Origin of the sequence: Pseudoalteromonas sp. US3C1013, from assembly GCF_048401115.1 — a bacterium.
Lineage (GTDB): Bacteria > Pseudomonadota > Gammaproteobacteria > Enterobacterales > Alteromonadaceae > Pseudoalteromonas > Pseudoalteromonas undina.
In genome coordinates, this window is record NZ_CP183076.1 from 222408 (window position 1) to 247275 (window position 24868).

General features: G+C 38.9%; 22 protein-coding genes. 13 read left to right on the top strand and 9 right to left on the bottom strand.

Annotated elements, in window-relative coordinates:
- Positions 1-143: 143 nt before the first annotated feature.
- The 6 genes from yegQ to ACNSN2_RS16460 all read left to right on the top strand — a co-directional run bounded on the left by yegQ (position 144) and on the right by ACNSN2_RS16460 (position 7844).
- Positions 144-1529 (top strand): tRNA 5-hydroxyuridine modification protein YegQ, encoded by a 1386-nt coding sequence (yegQ, locus tag ACNSN2_RS16435; protein WP_418609751.1) that lies wholly within the window; start codon positions 144-146, stop codon positions 1527-1529.
- A gap of 10 nt (positions 1530-1539) precedes the next feature.
- Positions 1540-1785 carry a YfhL family 4Fe-4S dicluster ferredoxin gene (locus ACNSN2_RS16440; protein WP_055011536.1) on the top strand — a complete coding sequence of 82 codons (246 nt, stop codon included), beginning with the start codon at positions 1540-1542 and terminating at the stop codon, positions 1783-1785.
- 282 nt (positions 1786-2067) lie between these two features.
- Positions 2068-2787, top strand: a complete 720-nt coding sequence (locus tag ACNSN2_RS16445) for an SIR2 family NAD-dependent protein deacylase (RefSeq protein ID WP_418609748.1) — start codon at positions 2068-2070, stop codon at positions 2785-2787.
- A gap of 154 nt (positions 2788-2941) precedes the next feature.
- A complete protein-coding gene (locus ACNSN2_RS16450) occupies positions 2942-3757 on the top strand; it encodes a TlpA disulfide reductase family protein (protein WP_193049721.1) in 816 nt (271 codons plus the stop codon).
- A gap of 241 nt (positions 3758-3998) precedes the next feature.
- Entirely contained in the window at positions 3999-6926 is a 2928-nt protein-coding gene (locus ACNSN2_RS16455; RefSeq protein ID WP_418609746.1) for a TonB-dependent receptor, read from the top strand.
- Between the two features lie 120 nt (positions 6927-7046).
- Positions 7047-7844, top strand: coding sequence for a response regulator (locus ACNSN2_RS16460; protein ID WP_418609745.1), 798 nt, complete (start codon positions 7047-7049; stop codon positions 7842-7844).
- A 37-nt stretch (positions 7845-7881) separates the two neighbouring features.
- On the opposite strand, the gene ACNSN2_RS16465 is transcribed toward ACNSN2_RS16460, so the two are convergent.
- The 5 genes from ACNSN2_RS16465 to ACNSN2_RS16485 all read right to left on the bottom strand — a co-directional run bounded on the left by ACNSN2_RS16465 (position 7882) and on the right by ACNSN2_RS16485 (position 14197).
- On the bottom strand, positions 7882-9969 hold the full coding sequence (locus ACNSN2_RS16465) for an EAL domain-containing protein (RefSeq protein ID WP_418609742.1): 2088 nt from the start codon (positions 9967-9969) through the stop codon (positions 7882-7884).
- Between the two features lie 182 nt (positions 9970-10151).
- Positions 10152-10829, bottom strand: a complete 678-nt coding sequence (locus tag ACNSN2_RS16470; protein WP_109875102.1) for an SDR family oxidoreductase — start codon at positions 10827-10829, stop codon at positions 10152-10154.
- A 56-nt stretch (positions 10830-10885) separates the two neighbouring features.
- The gene (locus tag ACNSN2_RS16475; protein ID WP_248527123.1) at positions 10886-11884 is read right to left on the bottom strand and encodes a DUF4382 domain-containing protein; all 999 of its coding nucleotides are present in this window, start codon (positions 11882-11884) and stop codon (positions 10886-10888) included.
- A 129-nt stretch (positions 11885-12013) separates the two neighbouring features.
- Entirely contained in the window at positions 12014-13360 is a 1347-nt protein-coding gene (astB, locus tag ACNSN2_RS16480; RefSeq protein WP_418609739.1) for an N-succinylarginine dihydrolase, read from the bottom strand.
- A 348-nt stretch (positions 13361-13708) separates the two neighbouring features.
- A complete protein-coding gene (locus ACNSN2_RS16485) occupies positions 13709-14197 on the bottom strand; it encodes a MarR family winged helix-turn-helix transcriptional regulator (RefSeq protein WP_008468659.1) in 489 nt (162 codons plus the stop codon).
- 129 nt (positions 14198-14326) lie between these two features.
- On the opposite strand from ACNSN2_RS16485, the gene ACNSN2_RS16490 reads away from it, so the two are divergent.
- From ACNSN2_RS16490 to ACNSN2_RS16510, 5 genes are all read left to right on the top strand, one after another.
- The gene (locus tag ACNSN2_RS16490) at positions 14327-14755 is read left to right on the top strand and encodes an organic hydroperoxide resistance protein (RefSeq protein WP_418609736.1); all 429 of its coding nucleotides are present in this window, start codon (positions 14327-14329) and stop codon (positions 14753-14755) included.
- Between the two features lie 185 nt (positions 14756-14940).
- On the top strand, positions 14941-15294 hold the full coding sequence (locus tag ACNSN2_RS16495) for a metalloregulator ArsR/SmtB family transcription factor (RefSeq protein WP_008108943.1): 354 nt from the start codon (positions 14941-14943) through the stop codon (positions 15292-15294).
- 22 nt (positions 15295-15316) lie between these two features.
- Positions 15317-16330: an ArsJ-associated glyceraldehyde-3-phosphate dehydrogenase gene (locus ACNSN2_RS16500; protein ID WP_418609734.1), complete on the top strand. Its 1014-nt coding sequence runs from the start codon at positions 15317-15319 to the stop codon at positions 16328-16330.
- Positions 16331-16345: 15 nt separating this feature from the next.
- Positions 16346-17566, top strand: coding sequence for an organoarsenical effux MFS transporter ArsJ (gene arsJ / locus ACNSN2_RS16505; RefSeq protein WP_418609731.1), 1221 nt, complete (start codon positions 16346-16348; stop codon positions 17564-17566).
- A 111-nt stretch (positions 17567-17677) separates the two neighbouring features.
- Positions 17678-19795, top strand: a complete 2118-nt coding sequence (locus tag ACNSN2_RS16510) for a methyl-accepting chemotaxis protein (protein ID WP_075170045.1) — start codon at positions 17678-17680, stop codon at positions 19793-19795.
- A gap of 64 nt (positions 19796-19859) precedes the next feature.
- On the opposite strand, the gene ACNSN2_RS16515 is transcribed toward ACNSN2_RS16510, so the two are convergent.
- Positions 19860-20447, bottom strand: a complete 588-nt coding sequence (locus tag ACNSN2_RS16515; protein WP_010389407.1) for a TetR/AcrR family transcriptional regulator — start codon at positions 20445-20447, stop codon at positions 19860-19862.
- A 112-nt stretch (positions 20448-20559) separates the two neighbouring features.
- On the opposite strand from ACNSN2_RS16515, the gene ACNSN2_RS16520 reads away from it, so the two are divergent.
- The gene (locus tag ACNSN2_RS16520) at positions 20560-21102 is read left to right on the top strand and encodes a carboxymuconolactone decarboxylase family protein (protein ID WP_418609728.1); all 543 of its coding nucleotides are present in this window, start codon (positions 20560-20562) and stop codon (positions 21100-21102) included.
- A gap of 75 nt (positions 21103-21177) precedes the next feature.
- Here the strand turns inward: ACNSN2_RS16520 and ACNSN2_RS16525 are convergent, their stop codons facing one another.
- Positions 21178-21708, bottom strand: coding sequence for a hypothetical protein (locus ACNSN2_RS16525; protein ID WP_075170044.1), 531 nt, complete (start codon positions 21706-21708; stop codon positions 21178-21180).
- A gap of 48 nt (positions 21709-21756) precedes the next feature.
- Here ACNSN2_RS16525 and ACNSN2_RS16530 point away from each other — a divergent pair, with 48 nt between their 5' ends.
- A complete protein-coding gene (locus tag ACNSN2_RS16530) occupies positions 21757-22116 on the top strand; it encodes a DUF1294 domain-containing protein (RefSeq protein ID WP_418609726.1) in 360 nt (119 codons plus the stop codon).
- 47 nt (positions 22117-22163) lie between these two features.
- Here the strand turns inward: ACNSN2_RS16530 and ACNSN2_RS16535 are convergent, their stop codons facing one another.
- Together ACNSN2_RS16535 and ACNSN2_RS16540 are read right to left on the bottom strand one after the other, a co-directional pair.
- On the bottom strand, positions 22164-22508 hold the full coding sequence (locus ACNSN2_RS16535) for a PEGA domain-containing protein (RefSeq protein WP_010389403.1): 345 nt from the start codon (positions 22506-22508) through the stop codon (positions 22164-22166).
- A 178-nt stretch (positions 22509-22686) separates the two neighbouring features.
- The gene (locus tag ACNSN2_RS16540; RefSeq protein WP_418609724.1) at positions 22687-24660 is read right to left on the bottom strand and encodes a serine/threonine-protein kinase; all 1974 of its coding nucleotides are present in this window, start codon (positions 24658-24660) and stop codon (positions 22687-22689) included.
- Positions 24661-24868: the final 208 nt, after the last annotated feature.

Consider the following 24868-nt stretch of genomic DNA (forward strand, 5'->3'; position numbering starts at 1 on the left):
TCTGCTGCTCTTCATTTATTATCGTAGAAGAGAAATTTTGATGATCTTGATCAAGGTTTCTCTTTTGCCCCCTCATTATACTTGCGCGGTTTATTAATTATTCATGCAACCGACTTGAACTCGGTTCGATGTATGGAGCGCACATGTCAGCAGTTACTTCTTCAACCCCGTTTATTCCTGAACTACTTTGCCCAGCAGGTAGCTTAAAAAACATGCGTTATGCCTTTGCCTATGGGGCAGACGCTGTTTATGCAGGCCAACCTCGTTACAGTTTAAGGGTTCGCAACAACGAATTTGATTTAGATACATTACAAATAGGTATTAACGAAGCACATGCGCTAAATAAAAAGTTTTATGTAGTGTCTAATATTGCCCCACACAATGCGAAAGTAAAGTCGTATTTACGTGATATAGAGCCAGTAATTGCTATGAAGCCGGATGCATTGATCATGTCCGATCCGGGTTTAATAATGCTAGTACGTGAAAAGTGGCCCGATATGCCCATTCACCTTTCAGTACAAGCAAATGCAGTAAACTATGCCAGCGTATTGTTTTGGGCAAAGCAGGGGATTGAGCGAGTAATTTTGTCTCGCGAGTTATCGCTTGAAGAAATAAGTGAAATACGCACACTGTGCCCTGAAACCGAGCTAGAAGTATTTGTTCATGGTGCATTATGTATGGCCTATTCAGGGCGCTGTTTACTCTCAGGCTATATTAATAAGCGCGATCCTAACCAAGGCACGTGCACTAATGCGTGTCGTTGGGAATACGATGTTAAACCTGGCACTGAGAACGAAACCGGTGAAATGGTACATAAAATCGATCCTAAAACGGTTATACCTACGTTAGGTGAAGGCGCGCCAAGTAACGATGTATTTATGCTTGAAGAGCAAGGCCGCCCGGGTGAATACATGCCCGCATTTGAAGACGAGCATGGTACTTATATCATGAACTCAAAAGACTTACGCGCCGTGCAATACGTAGAGCAGCTAACAAAAATGGGGGTGCATAGCTTAAAAATAGAAGGGCGTACTAAGTCATTTTATTATGTTGCGCGTACCGCTCAGGTGTATCGTAAAGCGATTGACGATGCCGTTGCAGGTAAACCATTTGATGCAGACTTATTTAAAACTCTGGAGAACCTAGCGCACCGTGGTTACACCGAAGGATTTTTAAAGCGCCACGCCCACCAAGATTATCAGAATTACGAATACGGCCATTCAGTTTCTACCAAGCAGCAATTTGTAGGTGAAGTACTTGGTCGTAATGTTAATGGTTTAGTTGAAATAGATGTAAAAAATAAATTTTGTGTTGGTCATTCATTAGAGCTAATGACGCCAAAAGGCAATATTAGCTTTACCCTTGAGAGTATGGAAAACAAAAAAGGCGAAAGTATTACTGATGCTAAAGGCTCTGGCCATATCGTAAAAATTCCACTGCCTGACACTATCGATTTAGAGCACGCCATACTGATGCGCAACTTGGATGAAAACCAAGACACCCGCAATCCTTTCAAACAAGCTGTTTAACGGGTAAATCATGGCTCTACTCATAAATAGCAAATGCATTAACTGTGATATGTGCGATCCAGAGTGTCCAAATGAAGCAATTTATATGGGCGCTAAAATTTACCAAATAGACCCTGAAAAATGCACAGAATGTGTAGGTCATTACGACAAGCCAACGTGCGTCAGTGTATGCCCCATTGACTGCATAAAGCCCGATCCTAATCATCGAGAAAGTGTGGACGAACTGGCTGAAAAGTATGTGAGGTTGGTAGGTTAGTTGCTCAATAAGTAGATTAACGATCTGTTTTTATTAGAAAGCTAAGTGCATTGTAACTAATTAGTTGCTGTGATTGTTGTTATAGTTCTCAATATCTCAACAATTAAAGAAGGCTTTGTAGTGCACTTGAGCGAAACTAAAAGTATAAAGAGTTTCTTTGGTACCCGTGTTTATTTAAGTTAATGGCCGTAGCTTAAAATAATTTAATAGCAAAAAAAGTGAAGCCTCAAATATACAGTGTCATAAAGTATTATAGGTTTATTGAAAATAAGAGATGGCTTTATGAATACATTATACATTACAGGTGCTGGAGTAAGTGCTGCTAGTGGTATTCCTACTTTTCGTGGTGAGGATGGTTTTTGGACTATTGGTAGTAAAAACCATACGCCGATGGAAATGGCCACTCGTGCAATGTATGAAAATAATCCAAGTGAGTTTTTAGCTTGGTATTATCATCGCTTTGCAACTTATCGTCATCATGGTCCTAACGAAGTTCATCATTGGCTTAGTGATAAAAACTTAATAACTCAAAATATTGATGGGCTTGATGGTAAGGCGGGTAATAAAGATTACATTGCGATTCATGGTCGGCTTGATCAAATGACGCTGTTTCATCATCAGGGCGATGATGTCACACCACAAGCGACGCTATGGAGTAATGTTGATGAGAGCAACTTACATCGCTCTCTACTTGAGTTATTCAATATTGAAAACCATCAGCCAAAGCTTAATCATTCTTTAAAGCCCTTTGTATTGTTATTTGATGAATATTACACTGAGCTTTATCGTATTAGTGAAGCACAATCGCGGATGCTTACGGCTGATAAAATGGTATTTATGGGGACCTCTTTTAGTGTAAACATTACCCAAATGGCACTAGAGATTGCACGTAATTATGCTATTCCAATTGAAATTGTTGACCCTGAACCTACTCATGTACTGCACTCAAATGTAAGTTATAAAAAAATGACTGCATTGGAGTACATACAGCAACAAGGTTAACTAGGTAACTAGGTTATATATTGCTGCTGGTATACATAATTTATTATGCGTTATTAATAATCAGTACAGCTTACATTATGTTATTGTTGGCATTTAATTCACGCTGGTACTCGTTATTTTAGGTACTTAAATACATTATAAGAAGTCGGTAGCAATGTTAAGTATTTCTCTTGGGCCTTTAGTTATTTCCATTTCTCAGTTAATTATTTTTTTAGGGTTAGGCATTTTCTGGGGGCTTACCTATTTATTGACGCGTCAACACCCATTACAAAAAGCGATTTTAGACACAGTCTTTAAAGCGATTGTTGTGGGCTTTCTAGTCTCGCGTTTAGCGTTTGTGTTTACCATGTGGGATGCCTATCAAGGTAATTGGTGGCAGCTTTTTAATATTAGCGACGGTGGCTTTATTGGTTATTATGGCTGGCTCAGCGGTATAGTTGTTTTAGCGTTTTATGCGCGTGGTAAAAAAGCGGTAATGAAAAACTACGCTATTGCTGGGTTTGTAGGTTTTTGTTCAATGATTATTCCTAACTTTGCGCTGTCTATTTATCAAACGGGTGTGCAGTTACCACAGTCTGTTGTGCATAACATTCAAGGCCAGCAAGTTAACTTACAAAACTTTAAAGGTAAGCCGGTGGTTATTAACTTTTGGGCGTCGTGGTGTCCGCCGTGTCGAAAAGAAATGCCAGTGCTACAAGCGGCTCAAAAAAATAACCCAAATATTACGGTGGCGTTTGTCAATCAAGGTGAAGACTTACACACGGTAAAAGCGTTCCTTAATGAACAGCAACTCGACCTTAATCATGTGTTTTTTGACCAAAGCAGTAATGTGAGTCGCGAATCAGGTGCTGCGGGCTTACCAACCACTTTGTTTTATAATAGCCAAGGTGAGTTAGTTACTAGTCATATGGGAGAACTTTCTCATGCGAGTTTAGGTTATTATATTCAGGCTATTAGTGATAAAAAATAACAGTGCCTGTTGTTTGATCTAGTTACTCCTTCCTAAGCAGCTAAATAGTTATTTTGCTGCTTAACTTCTTGTTTATATTTGAATTGACTATTTATTGACAAGACATTCAGTTACTCATCAGTTTGCATTAACAAGCTATTAAGCTTGGTTATGTAAAATACAGCTACTTTTTTCGTACCATCTTTAGCTAGTACGATCATCTTTAAGTATTAACTGTATTTTAAATGGAACTGTTAAAACTATGACCGCTCATCGGAAAACCAACGCTTCACATCACTCACTCCCACTTTTTATTAAATCAACGCTGTGTATGTCTATTTTGTCTGTGATTAATCATGCATATGCTGATGAAGCAGCAGATAAAGCATTAAAAAGCAAAGATATGGAAGTAATTGAGGTACGCGGTATCCGTTCCAGTATGGCGGCTAATTTAGATATAAAGCGTTTGTCTAGCTCTGTGGTTGATGCAATTACAGCGGAAGATATTGGTAAGTTCCCTGATAAAAATGTCGCAGACTCATTACAACGCGTACCAGGGGTAGTGATTGACCGTGACGGAGGCGAGGGCTCATCGGTTAGTATTAGGGGGTTATCATCTGAACTCACCTTTTCTCAGCTAAATGGAAATTTTATTGCGTCATCACCAGGCGAGCCATCTCGTTCGTTTGATTATGCATTACTCCCCTCAGCCATGATTGAAAGCGTGGAAGTGTATAAATCACCAGAGGCACGTTTAGACGAAGGTGGTGTGGGCGGCACGGTATTAATGCATAGTCGTAAACCGCTAAGTATGGATGCAAACTCAGGGGTGATTAATATTGAAAGCACTTATGCCGATGTGACTGAAGAATCTGAGCCGCAAGTAACCGCACTTTATTCTTGGAAGAACGATGCTGATACTTTTGGTGTGTTGTTTGGTTACACCTCACAAAAACGCACTAACCGAACTCTTTCGGGTGGCACCGATGCAAATGTGTGGCGCTTTATTGGTGAAAACCCGGTTGATGTTAATGGCGCGCCGGTTGAAAACAATAATCAGTGGGGCTCAGTAAGCGATTCTCAGGGCAATAACTATGACAATGTCTGGTTTCCTCAAGTGGTTCGAGGTTCAATTGTAAACGAATTACGTGAGCGAGAAGGGATACAATTTAGCACGCAGTGGCGCCCAACTAGCCGAGTAGAAATTGGTTTTAACTATTTTGGATTTTCACTTGATAAAAATAGAACTGAGTCGGTGATTGATATACCTGAGTGGTCTTTAAATCCTGACTTTTTAACCGATGTAAGTTTGGATGAGTCGGGCACGATAGTTAATGGAATGCAATTTGATGCAGCTGCAAGTGGCATAGAAAATGATATGCAGTTGCCGTGGATGCGAGGCAGCTATGTGCGTGAAGAGTCAACCTCTGACACTTTTGATCTCAACTTAACCTACGAAGGTGATTACTTCAAAGCCCGTTTTGTGGCGGGTAATACACGTTCTGAAGGTGGCCCGAAAGAGAGTTGGGAAGCAGCCTATAAAAGTTCTAACGCGGGTGAAAATGAAAACCGCATAGAAAATGCCGCGCAAACAGCGGGTTGGAAAATTAATGAGAACGATATTAGTTTAAATATAGATCCAAATACGTTAGCTAACTTACTCAATGGTGTGGGTGGTGGGCGCGATCCGGGTTCGTCAAATTCAAGTTTTGTGCGTAGTGAACTTGAAGAAGATTACTACCAAGCTGATTTTGATATTTATACCGATTGGGGCATTTTAAGAACAATTAAAACTGGGGTTAAGTATCGAGAAGCTACGCTTCACCGCGAAACCGGTAATACCTTCTTTTTAGATCCTAATTTTGATATTGCCGCAGCAGAAGCCAGTAAGGGTGGGATCACACGCTTTGATAGTTACCAGTGGAATAACGGTATGCCACTAGCACAAGATGTGTTTATCAACGAAGGTAATATTGCGGGTGGTTTTAACATAAACCAAATGCCTGGCATTGATTGGGATAAATACCGCGATATTGTGACCAGTCATTATGTTCCGTATACGCGTAAAGAAGATAATTTCATTTATGATATTGAAGAGCAAATAGCGGCATTTTATCTACAAGGTGACTTTGAATTTGATAGCGTTCGCGGTAATTTAGGGGTACGTGTTGTACGCACGAAAACCATGACATCATCAACCGATCTATACACATATTTGCTGGATCATACTGACGATGAAAGCGGGGAGGCGGTAACCGGAGATGATAGATTTGTTGAAGATTATCAACTCATTACTCAAGAGAGTACCGATACTCAAATTCTTCCTAGCTTTAATATTGCATGGGATATAAGTGATGATGTAGTGGTGCGCGGCGCGATTGCAAAAGTAATGTCTCGCCCTGATTATGCCGATTTAGGCGCACAACAACGCATTACGTTTGTCTCAGATGAGTGGGCCGACGACAGAGCTGAGTTTAATGAAATTCCGGGTTTTAGTGGCAGTGGCGGTAATAAAAACTTAAAACCGTTTGAGTCGGTGCAAGCTGATTTATCTATTGAATATTATTACAGCGAAGGCTCTGCTGTTGGTTTAGCACTGTTTCATAAAACTGTTGATAATTTTGTTGTTCCTTTAGTTATTGACGTACAACAAGATTTTGCAGGTAAAGAGGGCATAGTTGATTCGGGAAATATTACTGTGTCGCCATATAGCACTGTAGGCAATGGCACTGATGCCGTATCTAAAGGGGCTGAAGTATTTATACAGCATGCCTTTGATAGTGGTTTTGGTTTTTACGCAAACTACACTTATAACAAAACCAATAAGGCCGATGTAGAAGTGGATGGTAAAGAGTTTGGTAAATCGCCTTTAATTGGCAGTGCTAAGTACCAGTACAATACCTCGATATATTATGAGGGAGATGCTTTTAATATTCGTGCTTCTTATAACAAACGCGGTGAAACCGTGTTGGGTTTAAATAGTGGTTTAAACGTGTATCAAGACCCATACGAGCAAGTTGATGTAAATGCATCAATTACTTTATTAGAAGACTTGAGCCTAACAGCCGCTGTGATAAATTTAACTAAATCTGAGTCAGTAACCCGATTAGGTAACGATACAGAGTCTCGGTTATTAAACTCAAGCTATTCGGGTAGACGATATTATGCGGGCATAAACTATCGTTTTTAAGCTGAGTTTGTTGAGTTTAGGTAAACAAGCTGTTTTGTTGCTGTTTTAGCTTTTTCTTGTAAGTTATTACTTTATAATGAGCATTATAAAAATTATTTAATTAATATTAACAGGATTGAAATGAGTGATTTAACGGCAATAGCCAACTTATCTATTTTATTAGTTGAGCCTTCTGAAGTGCAACAAAAGCTAATAAAAAAATCACTGGCTCAGTGTGGTGTTACACAAATTGAAACGGCCAGCACTCAAGAAAATGCGCTGGCCGCTTTATCAAAGTATCACCCTGACTTGGTGATCAGCAGTATGTATTTTAGCGACGGTACTGCAGACTCTTTATTACAGGCAATACGCAGTAACAGTAATACTGAGCAGCAGGCGTTTATGCTGGTGTCGAGCGAACGTAATAAGCGCCATTTAGAGCAACTTAGGCAATCGGGCGTATTAGCTATTTTACCTAAACCGTTTAATGCCGACGAGATCACCCGTGCGCTTAAAGCGACTCTGGATATTATTAGCGAGCAAGAGGTGGAGCTAGAGCACTTTGATGTCACTTTACTTCGTGTGTTGGTGGTTGATGACAGTCGCTTTGCACGAAAACATATAATACGAGTGCTAGCGGGAATGGGTATTCCTGAACCTGTAGAGGCTGAAGACGGTAAACAAGCGATCGAAATGCTTAATAATCAATCATTCGATTTAATTGTTACAGATTACAATATGCCAGAAATGGATGGTAAAGAGTTAACTGAAACCGTTCGAAAATCGAATACGTACTCACATATTCCAATCCTGATGGTCAGCTCAGAGGCCAACGATACTCATTTAGCTAATATTGCTCAAGCCGGTGTGGATGCTATTTGTGACAAACCATTTGAACCTGCAACGGTGCGCGATTTGCTTTTTAAAATCATGAGTTAACTCGCAGCTGTAAAAGCACTTTTTAACTAAAGTGCTTTTAAGTCGCTTTGCAGTAATGTAATGAAAAATTAAGTAACTTGGCACCAGATAAGGGCTTACTTAAATAAAACCCCTGAGCAATATCGCAGTTTAGCTCGTTGAGTAAATCTAGCTGCTCTTTGGTTTCTACTCCCTCTGCAACTACTTTTATTTCTAGGCTGTGTGACATAGCTATGGCCGCTTTTACTAAATTACAGTCGGCCTTGTTATCTGTAATCCCTGCAATAAAGCTACGGTCAATTTTTAGCACATCAAAAGGGTATTCTCGTAAGTAACTTAATGATGAATAGCCTGTGCCAAAGTCGTCCATTGACAGTTTTATGCCCAGCTCATCAATTTGCACTAAGGCATCATGAATTGAGGCTTGGCTATTCATTAGTACCCCTTCGGTAATTTCCAGCTCTAAGCATTCATTATTAATGCTATTTTTATGTAGAGTATGTTTAATTATATTAACCAGTTCCGGATCTCTGAATTGGCGCGGCGATAAATTAATCGCCATGGTATAGTTTTGCTGGTTAATTGATTGCCATTCATTCAAAAAGCGTAAGGCTTGTTGAAGAACAAATAAACCAACAGGCGCAATCAAGCCTGTTTGCTCTGCAATGGGAATAAATTCATCAGGGGTGATTTCCCCTAACACTATATTATGCCAACGTAGCAAGGCTTCAGCGCCAATGATGGTGTTTGTTTTTACATCTATTTGCGGTTGGTAATAAAGCTCAAATTCGTTTCGCTCCAGTGCTCCATGCATTTGCTCTTCTATTTCAAAACGCCGGCGCATAGCAACGTTCATTTGCGGGGTAAAAAAAGAGGAGGTATTGCGCCCCATCGCTTTTGCTTGGTACATAGCGGTGTCGGCATTACGTAACAACACCGAGGCACACGTACCGTCTTTGGGAGAAATCGCAATACCAATACTTAATGTCAGTATTAAGTCTCTGCCTTCGAGCTTGAAGGGTTTTCTAAATGCTTGAAGTAACCGCTCAGCAATTGCTAAAGCATCATTTTCATCGTTTAAACTGGATATTAAAACAATAAATTCATCACCCCCTAATCGACCGACAGTGTCATTTTGCTTTAGTGTTTGCTGTAATCTAGCGGCTGCTGCAATTAACAGTTTATCGCCTACTTCATGCCCTAATGAGTCATTCACTTTTTTAAAGTCATCAAGGTCTAAAAAAAACACTGCGGCTTTTTCATGACTCTTTTGTACTTCCATTAATATTTGTGACAAGCGATCTAAAGACAAAAAGCGGTTAGGCAAATCGGTTAAGCTATCAAAGAGAGCTTGATGACGGATCAATTCTGCTGAGCGGTGTGGTTCGCTAATATCACGAATAATCACCATGATTTGGTTTTTTTTGGGCAGTAGGCGCAATCTCGCCTCATAATAAATTACGCCTTCAGGCATGCTCAATTCATATTCAAAACTGACCATACTGTTTTGAGCTATTGTTTTTTCTATATGAATTTGAAATTTTTCCGCTACTTTTTCAGGCAGTACATCAATCATTTTTTTACCAATAAACTGCTCAGGTGAAATATACAGGTCCTTACTATTATTAACATGGTAATCAGCAATGATGCCATTTTGCTCTAGTACAAAAAATAAGTCAGGAATGGCTTCAAAGATAGTTTTCAACATACTGGCATTAAATGTGGCTTCTGCTTGTGCCTTGTGAACCTCAGAAAGGTCAATATCAATACAGTACATTTGTTTGGTATTGTATTGATTAGTAAACATAACATGGCTTGAAAATACAGCCACATCATTACCCTCTTTATGTTTGAGGATAAGCTCTGAGGCGGGAATTTCAATATCATGCTTAATCCAATTACTATGGGCTTCAATTACGGGCTCTCGCATTGGTGTGGGTATTATTAAATCTTCGAGTTTTTTGCCAATGGCTTCCTGTTGCGAATACCCATAAAGCAATTCACTGCCTTTATTCCAATAAATTACACGCCGTTGCTCATCATAACCTTGCACCGATATAGAATCGACTGCATCAAATAGTTGATGCAACGGATCATTAGTAACATATTGATGGGCTGGCATATTATGGGCTTTATGGGGATCCATTAAATGGGTTCCAGTTATTGAATTACTTTATTTATATATTAGACATAAAGTTGAGATTTAGCATGGTAAGGGAGGTTTCAATGTGTGACTTTTCATTGATTTAGTCGAAAGTAATTTTAACAAAGCACAATTAAGTACTTTTAAAGCAAAGGCCAATAAAGATTGGCCTTTGGATTATCTTGTTAGTTGGTGGGCATTAAATAGATTTCGCGTACGCTATTACGCTGGTTGGCCTCAATAGCAAATAATACCGCATCGGCCACATCTTGTGGGTCGAGCTTATCGGGTTTTGCTTCATCAAAAAAAGGCGTATTTACCATACCTGGCGCAATAGTGGTACAGCGACCATGCCAGGGTTTCATTTCCTCTGCTAAATTTTGACCAAAGCCATGTGCAAACCATTTAGTAGCACCATATATAGAGCCGTCAATGGGTCTTCTTCCTGCTGCAGAGCTGGTTAAAATAAAATGCCCTTGGTTTTCACGTAAATGAGGCAAGGTGAGTTTTGCGGTCCACAACAACGCTTTAATGTTAAGATCAACCATGGCTGACCACTCTTGGGGATCGCCATTCTCTGTGCCTGGTGATGACACACCCATGCCCGCGTTAGCGAATGCTGCGTCTAATCGCCCAAACTTTTCAATGCCCTTACTTACTACACTCTCAAGCTCGCTAAACTGAGTGGCATCGGCTGAAACGCTAAATGCACTTTCATGGCCTAACTCATCAACTAGTTTATTGAGTTTATCTTCACTGCGCGCAGTTAATATTACTTTGTGACCATTATTAACTAATGTTTTAGCGGTCGCCTCGCCAATACCACTAGAGGCACCGGTAATTAAAATTACTTTATGTGTCATAGTTCCTCCAAAACAAAAAGCCCGCAGGTGCGGGCTAGAATTTATAAAGTTGATGCTTACTGAGCAATATCAAATGTCACTTCGGTATCTTCACCGGCTACAACCGCCACCGGCTTAACTTGATATAGGGTAAACGCTTCATCTTGTAGTTCGGCATCATCAATATGCGCGTTACAGGTATAACCTAGCTGATAATCGCCAGGCGTAATAAATGCTAGTTCAAATTCATATTGGCTAGTTTCATTGTTAAGTACCACATTTGCAGTAGCTAATGGTGCGTCTACAGGGGTTTCACCCTCAGTGACTTCGTAATTATCAAGTGGTAGCTCTACATCACTGTTATACAAGTAAACAGCATGGCCGAATGAACCATCTTCAGCGGCAACCTCAATGTTATCGGTTTCACAATTTGCATAAAGTGATTCGCTTACTGTACCTTCAATATCTTGTGACTCAGCAAGGTTTTCAAGACGAACTCCACGTGGTTTTAATACTATTTCGTTACCGCTTTGTGGCGCAACTAACGATTTTTTAAGATCAAATTCAAGTACAAAAGTGTTGTCCGTTTGATTCAGAGTAAAACCATCAAGTTGAATCTCACCGATTCCGTCATTGCCTTTTCGTTTTACGATTAACGGTGCAATGCTGTCATCTTCATAAACAACATGCGAAGTTTCGGTTAGGTTGTTTATATCACCATTAATTACATCAGCACGTATCCACGCGTATTCACCTGCAGGTACGTCTTCGCCCTCTAGTAAGGAAAAAATATCATCGCCAGTGTAATCCAATAAGTTAACCATTTCAGCTTCGGTTGAATCGCTGGCTTCACGTGTTTCGAAGCTAAAATCTTCGCCACCTTGTGAACGAAGGGTGATAGAGTCAAAAACTACATTAACCGCTTTTAAGCCTGTTACTGGCGCATCTGAAACTCCTAAACTGAACGTTGATTTTTGCGGATCGGTAGGAGTAATAGGGGAGTCATCATTTGATGAACCACAACCCGTTAATGCTAATAAGACGGCGCTACTAAGTAATGTTGATTTTAAGTTCATGTTAGGTTTCCAAATACTTTAAAGTATCACTCAGTATAGATACAAAAACTTAACCTAAATTGAATTAAAATTATTAATTACAGGAAGAAGATTTAAATACTGTGTATCTTCCCCCTATAAAAAAAAAGCTTAGGCTTCTAATTGGAAGGGATAAACTGATCCCAAGCTCAGTAATTGTGTTAACTCATCAAGGGCTTGGTAGCTTTCGGTAAGTAAAGCAGGGTCTGCAAAGTCGTTGGCACCAAGCTTATCGCGGTAATGGCGCGTAGCCCAATCACATAATTGAATGTACTTTTGCTCATCTAAGATAACCTCTGGGTTTACTGCCGCTAATTCATGGTTATTAAGCGCTACGCGTAACCGTAAACAAGCAGGCCCGCCACCATTTTGCATACTTTGGCGCAAATCAAAAAACTGCACTTGATTTATGGGATTATCGGCAACAATTAGCTCTTCAATATACGCTTTTACAGCAGGGTTGCGCTGGCATTCTTGTGGGGCAACGAGCAGCATTGCATCGTCATTCATGCTAACCAGTTGGCTATTAAATAAATAACTACAGACGGCATCTTGAATACTCACTTTGCTGGTTGGCACCTCAATAATATAAAGCTGTTTGTTACCTACATAGGCTTCGCGGATATCGTCTAATGCTTGCGTTTGATTTAAAAACGCCTGTTGATGGCATAATAAAACATTGGCGTTACCCACTGCAATTACATCATTATGGAACACCCCTTGGTCAATCACATCAGGGTTTTGTTGTAATAGTATTTGGCTGGTATCTTTTATATTGTGCAATCGACAAATGGCTTCAGACGCTTCCAAAGTTTGCCTTGCAGGGAACTTAACGGGCTTAACAAGTTTACTGTTAAAGGCACTTGCACCAAATACAAATAACTCTAGACCTGTTTCACCATGGCTGTCGCACAGCCGAGTATGGTTTGCTGCGCCTTCATCGCCAAAAAAACCTTGCTCAGGCAAATGTGAATGGTGTGCAAAGTATTGTTCGTTATTAAACATCGCTTTGAGCAAACGTGTAGTGGTGTTTGGCTCTAAAGAGCGATGAAATTTATTATTTAGATTAGCCGCAGTGAAGTGTACCTTGCCGTCGTTAGTATCAGGTGAAGGCGATATGGTGGCTGCATTAGCGGTCCACATGGCAGAGGCAGAGTAACAGGCGCGCAATAAAATAGGATCAGCTTTAAAAGCTTTATTAATGACTTGCGCATCGTTGCCAGTAAATCCTAAACGGCGAAGTACATTTAAATCTGGGCGAGCATGAGGAGCAAAAACCCCTTGGGTTAAGCCTTTATCATGCATAGCTTTCATTTTAGCCAGGCCCTGCAATACAGCTTCTTGCGGATTTGAAAAACTCGCCGCGTTATTTAACGAAGCAACATTACCATACGACAAACCTGCGTAGTTGTGAGTAGGGCCGACTAAGCCGTCAAAATTAACTTCTAAAGCATGCATACACGTTCCACTAACCAATTAAATAGTCTTTTACAATACAACGCTATGAGGTAGCTTGCAAAGTCTGTTCAAAAATAGTTTAACGCGAATAGATACGCTCTTTTTCACTGGTGGTATGCGTATTTGTTGGCTCATTTACTTGCCACACTGTGATATCTAAGCGCCATAAAAAATAAAGAGTGTTGTATAAATTAGACATAACTTTTCCTTGGTGTTGCTAACGTCATTAAGAGAGAAGGAAGAAGTATGCCAATTGTTAATTGAATATTTTATGAATAATAATCAATAAGTTAATTTTTTATAACTAAACTATAAAAAAGCTTAAGCACCACATTGGATAAATTTACGCTAGGTTTGCACTAACTTGGGACTGTCTTTAGCATCGACACTTTCATCTTCAGTCTGGGTGCTTAAGTCGCTAACGATTAAATCGAGTAACTGCATTAATTGCTGTGCTTGGTTAGTGTCGATACTGTCAAATTTACAGAAAATTGTTTTTGGAATATCAGCAGCTTTAAGTTTTAAAGATTGACCCGTGTGAGTCAATTGCACCAAACGCTTACGCTTATCGTGTTCGTCCTTTATAACGTTAAGTAGTGACTTGCTGGTCATCTTTTTTAATATTTGAGTAAGCGCACCACCATCAATTGCGGTTTTATCGATTAGTTCGGCGATGGTTACTTCATCTTGTTCCCACAGCGCCATCATAACAACATACTGAGGATAGGTAAGGTTAAGCTCAGCTAGAGGTTCTCGATAGGCACGGGCTATGCTGTTGGACGCCATGTATAAACGATGGCATAGCTGATTTTTTAATTTTAACTGTTCAAACGACATCGTTTTATCCTCATTTCAATACAGAGTATTTTAGTTTGCATGCAAAGTATTTGCAATCAGAATTTAGTTGCTCTATTATTTTGCATGCAAAGTAACTAGTGTGAAAATTTTAAACCTTAGGAGTTCACTATGAATGTATTACAAAATGTAGCTTATACAGCAAAAGCAACGGCAACAGGCGGACGTGAAGGGGTAGCTAAATCAGATGATGGTCGTTTAGATGTTAACTTATCAACGCCTAAAGGGTTAGGTGGTGATGATGGTCAAGGCACTAATCCTGAGCAATTATTCGCAGCAGGGTATGCAGCGTGTTTTATTGGCGCACTTAAATTTGTAGCCGGTAGCGAAAAGATCGCATTATCAAGCGATACTTACATTAACTCTGAAGTGTCTATTGGTGCTATTGAAGGCGGTTTTGGTATTGCTGTAAAACTTGCTGTATCACTAGGTGATATGGACAAATCAGCGGCGCAAGAGCTGGTAAATAAAGCACATCAAGTATGCCCATACTCAAACGCAACACGCGGTAATATTGAGGTAGAACTTTCAGTTATTTAATTTACCTCTTTATATTGTTTATAAAAACACGCCATGAGTGATCATCGCGTGTTTTTTATTCGCAACTATATCTATAAATGAATTGAAAATAGATAAAACCAGTTATATTCGAAATTTCATATATTCACTATTCCATATGTTTGTTTTTTGTTTTATTGTATATGCATAAACTAAACGAGGACGCTATGGAACAACTCAACCCACTACAGTTTTATAAATGCTTAGCTGACGATACGCGCTTAAAAGCCATGCTGCTAATTAGCCATGAGCAAGAATTATGTGTATGCGAGCTTGTGGCTGCCCTTGAGCTTAGCCAGCCTAAAGTATCTCGTCATTTAGCCCAGCTTAGGCAATGTGGCTTATTGAGCGATCGTAAGCAAAATCAATGGGTGTATTACAGTATTAATAAAGCCCTACCAGAGTGGGCTGAAAATGTACTAGCACAAACCCGTAGCGCTAATATTGAATTTTATAACGATGATTTAAATCGACTCAATGCAATGGGTAACCGCCCTGAGCGTGCAGCAAACTGCTGTTAATTAACTTTTAAAGGTATTTATTATGACAATTAAAGTAGGGATTAATGGTTTTGGCCGTATGGGGCGCTTAACATTGCGTGCTGCACTTGATTGGCCTGAAATTGAATTTATTAAAATTAATGATGTTGCTGGCGATGCTAAAACGCATGCACATTTACTCGAATTTGATTCAGTACATGGGCGTTTGGCACACAATGTAACAGCATCAGTGCACAGCTTTATTGTAGGTAAACACACCATTGCTGTAACTAACAATAAAAACATTGATGATACTGATTGGTCAGATTGCGATGTAGTCATTGAAGCCAGCGGTGTGATGAAAACCACAGAATTATTAAATCAATACCTAGCTCAAGGTGTAAAACGTGTGGTGGTGACTGCACCGGTGAAAGAAGACGGTATTTTAAATGTAGTGATGGGCGTAAATGATGATTTATATAATCCTGATGAGCATAAAATTGTTACAGCGGCATCGTGTACAACAAACTGTTTAGCGCCAATTGTTAAGGTACTACAAGAAAAAGTGGGTATTAAACACGGCTCTATGACTACTATTCACGATATAACTAACACCCAAACTATTATTGATGCCCCACATAAAGACTTACGTCGAGCTCGCTCATGTGGTACCAGTTTAATTCCCACCACAACAGGCAGTGCTACGGCTATTACGCATATTTTCCCTGAGCTTAAAGGGAAACTTAATGGCCATGCTGTTCGTGTACCACTTACTAATGCATCAATTACCGACTGTGTATTTGAGCTTGAACACGGTGTTACGCAAGATGAAGTAAACGAGTGGTTTTATCAGGCTGCAGAGGGCACATTAAAAGGGATTTTAGGTTATGAAGAGAAGCCACTTGTGTCTATTGATTATAAAACCGATCCGCGTAGTTGTACTATTGACGCGCTTTCTACCATGGTGATTAATAAAACCCAGCTTAAATTATATGCTTGGTACGATAATGAGTGGGGATATGCAAACCGTACCGCCGAACTTATGCTAAAAGTAGCAAAAAGTGATGTAGTTAATTAGCCCAAGGTATTAACCATGTTTGCTCAACTTAGTGATTTACCTCAAGCGATAAAACAATATTTAATTATTACCGGTAATTATTGGGCGTTTACTTTAACCGATGGGGCGCTGAGAATGCTGGTGGTGCTGTATTTCCATCAGCTAGGATATGATGCACTTGCCATCGCTATGCTGTTTTTGTTTTATGAAGTGTTTGGGGTGATCACTAACTTAGTGGGGGGGTGGCTTGGCGCGCATTTAGGCTTAAATAAAACCATGAATATTGGCTTAGGCATACAGCTTGTTGCCTTAGCTATGTTATGTGTACCTAGTGATTGGCTGGGCGTTTTTTACGTTATGGCTGCACAAGCGCTCAGTGGTATTGCCAAAGATTTGAATAAAATGAGTGCTAAAAGCGCAATTAAGTATTTAGTGCCTGATGACGAAACAGGGCAAAGTAAACTATATAAATGGATTGCGTTACTAACCGGTTCAAAGAATGCGCTCAAAGGCATAGGCTTTTTTTTAGGTGGATTACTATTAACTTTAGTGGGCTTTAAAGGCGCATTATTTGTCCTGATTGCTTTATTAGGCGTTGCTTGGTTGGTTAGCCTAATTTACTTAAAAGGTGATATGGGTAAAGCCAAAAATAAGCCTAAATTTAAGGAGTTATTTTCAAAATCCAGAGCAATTAATTTACTCAGTGCTGCGCGATTATGTTTATTTGCGGCACGTGATGTATGGTTTGTAGTTGCGCTGCCTGTTTATTTAGCCGCACAGTTTAATTGGGATCATTGGTGGGTAAGTGGCTTTATGGCGCTATGGGTTATAGCTTATGGAATTGTGCAATCACAAGCACCTAAAGTAACAGGAAGTTCGGCCGATAGAGTAGATATTATCGAAAAAGCCTCTTGGTGGGCGGTCGCACTGACTGCTGTTATGTTTATATTAGCAGCCTTAATACAACTTGATATTGCAGTAAGTTTTACCTTAATAATAGGTTTATTGGTTTTTGGCGCTACATTTGCAATCAATTCTTCTTTGCATAGCTATCTTATTGTTAACCTTGCTAAAAGCGATGCAGTATCACTTGATGTGGGCTTTTATTACATGGCTAATGCAACCGGTCGACTGGTTGGGACAGTATTCTCAGGATTAGTGTATAAACTATATGGATTACAAGCTTGCTTGTGGGTAAGTGTTAGCTTGCTTTTTGTTGTTGTGTTAGTGACTCAGCGACTAAATAAGCAAAGTTAAATGGTCGTTGGTTATGAGATTCAGTTATCCATATTATTTTAAAATAATTAATAATATGTTGTTTAATTTGGTCTAAACTAAAAATAAATAAGTAAAGCAAGGTAGTTATAAATGCGGGAAATAGCGTTAGCAAAAAAGTTATTATGGATAAGCGTCGGAAGTATACTTTTAACGGTAGTACTATTTTCAGGCATACTTTGGTCTAAACTCTCATCGAGTAATGCCAACACTTCTGCAGAAGCTGAGACTCTAATTGTTAATGAGGTGGATGGGCGATTAACAGCAAATGCAGCCGCCTATGGTGAAAAAATTGCCGCCTTTATTAATGAAGCTTACCGAATACCTTTTTCACTTGGTAGTATTTTAGAAGATGCCGATAAAGCCTCAATAAAGCGTGATTCAGTTGTTTCTTTAAATCGTTCAATATTAGAAAGTAATGATGTTATTTCCTCTATTTATTCACAGTTTGAAAAAAATGGTTTTGATGGTAAAGATAGTGAATTTACTCAAGGCTACAATCACTCTGTTGCTGGTGCTGGAACATTAGAAATTTATTTCACTAAAAATAGCAATGGTTTGGTTGAGCAACAGGTTGTGGAAGACGCGGAAGAAAAATACGCGGATAAAATAAACGAATTTGGTTTACGTGAGGCAGAGTGGTACTTGTGTGCTAAAGACAAGCTAAAACCATGCATTATGGAACCCTACTTGTATGAGATTACACCGGGTTACTCAGAAATGATGACCTCACTTGTTGTCCCTGTTATTAAATCAGGCAAGTTTGTAGGCGTTACAGGGGCGGATATAACTTTACCTGTATTTCAAAAACTAACAGAAGAGCTTTCAAAGGCGCTTTACGATGGTAAAGCAAAAGTAACGTTACTTAGTCATTTGGGTTTAATTGTTGGTACAAGTCATTACAAAGAAAAATTAGGCCGTCCACTAAAAGAAGCTGTTAGCGCTAAAAGTTATGAGAGTTACAAAGCACTAAAAGGCACTAAAGGAATAAACAAACAGGGCGCTGAAATAATGGTGTCTTACCCGATTGAAATTAAGCTTGCTGATGTGAAATGGATGCTGCTAATTGAAGTACCCGCTGAACTTGCCTTTGAAGGACCTATTCAATTAACTGCTGGCATGTCTGAGGCTGCAAAAGAGCTGGGTGTGATTATTTTGATCACGGGGACTGTAATTGCGGTATTGGCATTTATAGTAATGAAGCTTGTAGTAGGCAGTGTTGTGGCTCCTCTTAAACAAATTCAGGAGCGGGTTGATAACTTAGCAAGCTCTGAAGGTGATTTAACACAAACTCTGCATGTTGATACTCACGCTGAGCTTATAGCTCTGGCTGGAGGATTTAATAAGTTTCTATCAAAACTTCGTGAATTGATCAGTGAGCTTAAAGCGGTCTCAGATCAAACCAAGCACCAAGGTGAAGTTACCTCAAATATTGCGGTAGAAACCAAGCATAATGTGCAAGCACAGTTTAAAGAAATTGAAAGTGTGGTTACTGCAATGAACGAAATGAGCGCGACAGCACTTGAAGTGGCAAAAGCTTCAGAGCAGTCGGCGCAACAAGCTGATGAAATTAACACCTTAGTGGTTAGTAGCGAATCGAGCTTATCATCGGCTATGTCGCAAGTTAAAACCATGTCTGAAGAAATTAAAGAAGCTAATCAGGCAGTAGAAAAAGTAGCATCGCGTAGTAATGATATTACTCAAATACTTGATGTGATCCGAACTATCTCTGAGCAAACTAACTTACTAGCACTAAACGCAGCTATTGAGGCTGCACGAGCTGGGGATCACGGACGTGGTTTTGCCGTTGTTGCTGATGAGGTTAGAGCTTTAGCATCTAAAACGCGCTCATCAACCGATGACATTAGTAGTTTAATCGATAGCTTACTTTCAGAAGTGGGTAATGCATCAACTGTTATCGAAAAAGGTGTAGTACGCGCCGAAACTGCAGTAGATGAAACCTCAACAGCTTTTGATGCACTGCACAGTGTGGTTGTGAAAGTAGATGAAATAACCAATCAAATTACCCATATTGCAACGGCTGCTGAAGAGCAAAGCTTAGTCACCGAAGAAATAAATCGCAACTTGACGATAATTTCTGATGCTGCTTCACAGCTTTCTGATTTATCTGCTCAAGCAGGCGATAGCAGCGAAGAGTTAAATAAACTAGTTGCGCAGCAAGACTCTGAGCTTAATAAATTAAAAACCTAGACGTCGAACTTTGGTTTTAAATTAAAAAGGCAGCTAACTTTATTAGCTGCCTTTTTATTTTAAGCTAAAGACTCTTCATGAGTGAAAACATGTTTTCGATCATTGGTTTGGCCAACTTTTCTACATTTGGTCGATTAAAATAACTACGTAAGCCAGTAAATTGTATTTGGAAAAAACGAGCATAATCTATAGCCGAGGTATTTCCACTGAGCTCTTTATTAGCTATAGCGTTTGTAAATAGTTCAGTAAGGTAATGTTCAAAGTCTATCATCAGCTCTACGCTGATTTGATAAAGATAGCTGTCTTTATCAACAAACTCATTATTTGCCTTAACTAACATGCAGATAGAACTTGGAGTATGACTTTGTGAAGAAATAACAACATATTCTACAAAGTCTTGCAGTGCTTCAAGAATACTGCTGCATGATACTAAACGTTCATCTATTAAGCTTTGCATTTGTTTGGCATAATTTTTTATCGCTTCACAATATAAACCTTCCTTAGAGCCAAATGCCGCATAAATGCTGCCTGGACGCATATTAATTGCATCTTGTAAATCGCGGGTAGATGTAGCATGAAAGCCCTTCTCCCAGAATAATTGACTAGCGGCATAAACAACTTGCTCGCGTTCAAATTTAACTTTATTGGCCATGATAGTTTCTATTAAATTGAGCAATTGTTCAATTTTAACTTGAGCGATCGCTCAAAATCAAATAGTATGTGTCTCGATGTTACTTAAAACTATTTTTTAATTGGAGTTAGTGATGGCCGAATTTACCTTATACACACAAGAAAATGCATCAGAAGAAGCACAACCTCTATTGGCAGACTCTATTGCTGCTTTTGGTATGTTACCCAACCTTCATGCTGTAATGGCTGAGGCGCCAACCTTACTTAAAGGCTACCAAGTACTGCATGAGCTATTTCAAAAAACATCATTCAATGCAAAAGAATTAACCGTTGTTTGGCAGTCAATTAATGTTGAACATGCGTGTCATTATTGCGTACCAGCACATAGCGCAATTGCCGCTTCAATGAGAGTTGATCAAGGTATTGTTGATGCGCTAGTTAATAAAACGCCACTGGAGGATGTAAAACTTGAAGTTCTTCGTGAAACAACCCTTGAGATGACACGCGAACGAGGTGTGCTAAGCCAGTCACAGCAGGATAAGTTTTTTGCCGCTGGCTATACAAAGCAACAGCTTTTAGAAATTGTATTGGGTCTTGCGCAAAAGGTGATGAGTAATTACACCAATCATCTTGCAGATACGCCAGTGGATGATGCGTTTAAGAAATTTGTAAAATGATAGGTTAGCCGCTATTTAGCCATTAAGTTATATCGATTTAATGGCTAAATAATTTTTATATAAAGATGAAGCTGTTTATTTAAATTTAACGTCTTTATTACTGCGATAGTAAGTGCGAACTTCCGGTTTAGTCCATTCACCTTTTTTTAAATAAGAAGTAGACACAACAAACTGTTGGTCTTTAAATTCACTGGTTGATTTCACTTTAGTGATCCCTTCTTGGCTACCAGTGACATCTTCATAGGCCACAAATTGTGTTGGGCTCAGTACTTTCATGACGCCTTTAGTATAAAAGCCAGCTGTTGTGAAATAATAGAAAACAAGTGACTGTTTTTTACGATCATAGAAAATCATTGATTCCCCTCCATACTCACCCTCATTAATAGAGTGTGTAGTACGAATGGCTTTACCATTAAGTACGCGCTGCCATTTACTCACATCTTGAATACTTGGCTCACCTTTTTCGGTGTTAAAATCAGCTTGCCAAGTGCCTAAGTAGGGCGTGAAAATCGCAAGTTCTGGTGCTAGTGACTCTGTTTTATTATTCGCTAGAGTGCTAAATATAGATAGCGATAACAGCAGCATCGCGGCCTTTAAATATGTCATAATTAACCCGAGTGTTTATTTATTATTCTTATTATAGGCGATTATTTTTTGATAAAAAGTACCTTAATTATATTTTCGAGCGTGTTTATAGCTGTATTATGGTTTGCTTATTTAAATCATAAAATTGAGATGTTCGTACCGATATATATTTCACTACTCAGTGGTATTACATTTTTCTATTATGCGTGGGACAAACGAAAATCAGTGCAGTCGAATCGCAGGCAAGTAAGTCGTATACCTGAGCGACATTTACATCTCTGTGCTCTATTGGGAGGATGGCCTGGTGCACTTATAGCGCAGCAGACTTTAAGGCATAAGTCACAAAAGCGTGTATTTATAGTGATATTGTGGCTGTGTATAGCGGTGAATTTAAGCTTGGGTAGCTATGCATGGTATGTTTATTATTAATGTTTAATGCCTTTATTCATTAAAGGCATTTCACTTTCTTAAACAGTCTATTGCGCTGATTGGCTTAACTGTTTTTCATCGAGCTCTATAGTTAAAATGGTTTTTTTATCAACCGTTACCCATTTTCTATAAGTTACATAGCCCGCTTTACTTACTTCAATATCATATTTACCTGCATCTAGTTCAATTGCATCTTGATATACAGGCACTATATTCATTATCCGTACTCTAGAATCAGCTGGGTTAGTAATAACCGTAAGTGATATTGGTGCACTTTCTTCGCTCACTTGAGGGGTTGGCTCAATAACGACATCTTCAGTTTTGCTGGTTTTAGATGTTGCTGAACAGCCTGAGAGTATGAGGGCTGCAGCTAGTAAGCTTAAATTCTTCATAGGTACTCCATTAATTATAAAAACTCTAAATATGTAAAATCTTGGCGGAGTGTATGATGATATGAATGCACTCGTCGTCCTTGACTTTGTTATCTGTATTTTGATTTTAGTCTAATAGCTATGTAATCGTTATTCAATCACCACTGTGCTATTTTTGAGCAATAAATATATACTCTTTTTAAAGCATATTATCTAAAGACTGAGTAATCGCTTCACTTTTTTCAACTAAGCGCTCAGCAGCTTTATACATTCTTTTTTTCATTAAATCGTTAGCTGTGCTGATGTAACGTCTCGATAATTCTTTTCTCAACGAGACTAAAAGTGAGAAGTCATTCGGTAATGCTGTTGATTCAGACTTAATAAACTCTTCAAACTCCATTAACGCTTTATGATCTTCTATTGTTTCTAATTGAGCCGAGAAACGTTGAAACTTAGGACCATAAAACACCACTGCATCGGCACGCGGAAAGTCGGCTTGTTCGCCTAAATTAACCTTTTGCTGATACGCAGTTAATGCATTAATAGCAGACTCTCGCTGCATTAAATTTGCTAGTAACTCATCCGCTTTTTTGTTGTTTGTAAAAACGATTTTACCCACGTTTAAGAGAACTTTTTGGGTGATCACATCGTCACTTTCTATAGCGGTATTTAACGCAACAGTGAAATTATCAAGGTGAAGATCTGTTGGCTGATAACGGTAAGTTTTATCAACTTCTTTTAAGTCTGAAACTAAGTGAGCAATACTATTGGGCTGCTCTTCGTTATAACGCGACTGTTCAAGTAATAAATCGATTCTGGCTGTAATATCAAAAATAATTGATTGGCGTTCTCTAAGTACACTTTCTAATTGCATCGATAGTTTTTCTGAATCAGGGTAATAATCTAATGCGTCAGAGTAGACGGCTATGATTTTATCGAAATCTTTAAATTTACGACCTGCAATATTATTAAACTGATTAGCTTCATCATTAAAGCTCTCTAATATGCTTTGCTGGTTTGATCTTAGTAACCCTTGTTTAAGCACTTCATATTGTGGTGGAATTTGTTCAAGTTTGTTTAAAATAGTTGGCCCCTGCCAAGACATCCACGCTTCTACTTGTTGGTTAATCGCTTTGGCATTATCGAGTTGTGCCTGTAATTGTTTTGTATTATCTGAGCTTGAGTAATAATTTTGCGCAATTAAACCAATAATGGCGATACTGGCGACGCTTGCAAAAATGGCTGGCTTTAAGTTTGTTGTGAGACTTTTTAAAATGGGCTCTAATGATTCAAGCCTTTGATTCGCATTTAAAACTAATGCTTTATTTAAATTGTTCCACAAAAGAATAGGGCAGTTACTTGGTTTTTTCACTGTTGTATTTTTAGGTACTTTGTCTGCAGCAACACGGTTAAATGGATGTTTACTACTGAGTAGTTCATAGGCAATACAGGCAAAAGAAAAAACATCGTCTTTTACTGATGCTTCACTACCCTTTAATTGCTCAGGACTTGCATATGTTGGGGTGTAGCCGCCAATAGTTGCCAGTTCACTGTCATTTTTTACAGCGTATTGATCGTCTAAGCTTTTGTGTTTGGCAATACCAAAGTCAAGCACCTTAAGGTTGCCGTTAGAGTCAAAAATAATATTTGAGGGCTTAAGGTCGTTATGAATTACGCCTCGCGAGTGGGCATAAATTAGCGCATTGGTTAATTGCTCTAAAATAATTTTTGCTTTTTTAAACGCTAAACCTGAGGGTTTATTACGTTTAATAATTTGTTCCAGTGTTTCCCCTTCAATTAACTCCATAGTGACATAATATAAATCGCCATCAGAATCTGCTGAGTACACTTTTACAATACTTGGGTGGGAAAGTTGCTGTGTTTTTGCTGTTTCATCTTTTAGTAATGAAATAGCTTCTTCAGAGCTTGAAAATTCTTCCTGAAGTACTTTAATTGCTACTGTGGCTTCTGAGCGATTACTGCTTTCTAAAAAAGTATCGCGCGCCCGATAAATGTAGCACATACCGCCTTGGCCAATCAGCTCTTCAATTAAGTAGCGGCCAGATATTTTTTTGCCAAGTAGGTTTTGCTTGCGAATGTTTGACGTTTTTTTTGTGTTTGAGTCTAGGGAAGCAATCTGAGTTTTATCGTTGTGATCATTAGTACTACTCATAAAAAATCCTTTTATTGTGTTAAGTTAAATAATTACAAAGGTAAATATTCTCTGCTTATCTATCAATTTTCCCTCTGATATGAGTATGTATTTTACAAAAATATACAATTATAGCAATGCCTGAGTGACATATTGTTGTTGGTAAATTTCCCTTACTATATATTGAAAAAGTCGGTTTAAAGCTAGAAGGGGTCTCTAAACAGGCTGT

What these genes read in the sequence shown, in the direction of transcription:
- yegQ (WP_418609751.1), top strand. Translation starts at nt 144, where the DNA reads ATGTCAGCAGTTACTTCTTCAACCCCGTTTATTCCTGAACTACTTTGC.
- ACNSN2_RS16440 (WP_055011536.1), top strand. Translation starts at nt 1,540, where the DNA reads ATGGCTCTACTCATAAATAGCAAATGCATTAACTGTGATATGTGCGAT.
- ACNSN2_RS16445 (WP_418609748.1), top strand. Translation starts at nt 2,068, where the DNA reads ATGAATACATTATACATTACAGGTGCTGGAGTAAGTGCTGCTAGTGGT.
- ACNSN2_RS16450 (WP_193049721.1), top strand. Translation starts at nt 2,942, where the DNA reads ATGTTAAGTATTTCTCTTGGGCCTTTAGTTATTTCCATTTCTCAGTTA.
- ACNSN2_RS16455 (WP_418609746.1), top strand. Translation starts at nt 3,999, where the DNA reads ATGACCGCTCATCGGAAAACCAACGCTTCACATCACTCACTCCCACTT.
- ACNSN2_RS16460 (WP_418609745.1), top strand. Translation starts at nt 7,047, where the DNA reads ATGAGTGATTTAACGGCAATAGCCAACTTATCTATTTTATTAGTTGAG.
- ACNSN2_RS16465 (WP_418609742.1), bottom strand. Translation starts at nt 9,969, where the DNA reads ATGGATCCCCATAAAGCCCATAATATGCCAGCCCATCAATATGTTACT.
- ACNSN2_RS16470 (WP_109875102.1), bottom strand. Translation starts at nt 10,829, where the DNA reads ATGACACATAAAGTAATTTTAATTACCGGTGCCTCTAGTGGTATTGGC.
- ACNSN2_RS16475 (WP_248527123.1), bottom strand. Translation starts at nt 11,884, where the DNA reads ATGAACTTAAAATCAACATTACTTAGTAGCGCCGTCTTATTAGCATTA.
- astB (WP_418609739.1), bottom strand. Translation starts at nt 13,360, where the DNA reads ATGCATGCTTTAGAAGTTAATTTTGACGGCTTAGTCGGCCCTACTCAC.
- ACNSN2_RS16485 (WP_008468659.1), bottom strand. Translation starts at nt 14,197, where the DNA reads ATGTCGTTTGAACAGTTAAAATTAAAAAATCAGCTATGCCATCGTTTA.
- ACNSN2_RS16490 (WP_418609736.1), top strand. Translation starts at nt 14,327, where the DNA reads ATGAATGTATTACAAAATGTAGCTTATACAGCAAAAGCAACGGCAACA.
- ACNSN2_RS16495 (WP_008108943.1), top strand. Translation starts at nt 14,941, where the DNA reads ATGGAACAACTCAACCCACTACAGTTTTATAAATGCTTAGCTGACGAT.
- ACNSN2_RS16500 (WP_418609734.1), top strand. Translation starts at nt 15,317, where the DNA reads ATGACAATTAAAGTAGGGATTAATGGTTTTGGCCGTATGGGGCGCTTA.
- arsJ (WP_418609731.1), top strand. Translation starts at nt 16,346, where the DNA reads ATGTTTGCTCAACTTAGTGATTTACCTCAAGCGATAAAACAATATTTA.
- ACNSN2_RS16510 (WP_075170045.1), top strand. Translation starts at nt 17,678, where the DNA reads ATGCGGGAAATAGCGTTAGCAAAAAAGTTATTATGGATAAGCGTCGGA.
- ACNSN2_RS16515 (WP_010389407.1), bottom strand. Translation starts at nt 20,447, where the DNA reads ATGGCCAATAAAGTTAAATTTGAACGCGAGCAAGTTGTTTATGCCGCT.
- ACNSN2_RS16520 (WP_418609728.1), top strand. Translation starts at nt 20,560, where the DNA reads ATGGCCGAATTTACCTTATACACACAAGAAAATGCATCAGAAGAAGCA.
- ACNSN2_RS16525 (WP_075170044.1), bottom strand. Translation starts at nt 21,708, where the DNA reads ATGACATATTTAAAGGCCGCGATGCTGCTGTTATCGCTATCTATATTT.
- ACNSN2_RS16535 (WP_010389403.1), bottom strand. Translation starts at nt 22,508, where the DNA reads ATGAAGAATTTAAGCTTACTAGCTGCAGCCCTCATACTCTCAGGCTGT.
- ACNSN2_RS16540 (WP_418609724.1), bottom strand. Translation starts at nt 24,660, where the DNA reads ATGAGTAGTACTAATGATCACAACGATAAAACTCAGATTGCTTCCCTA.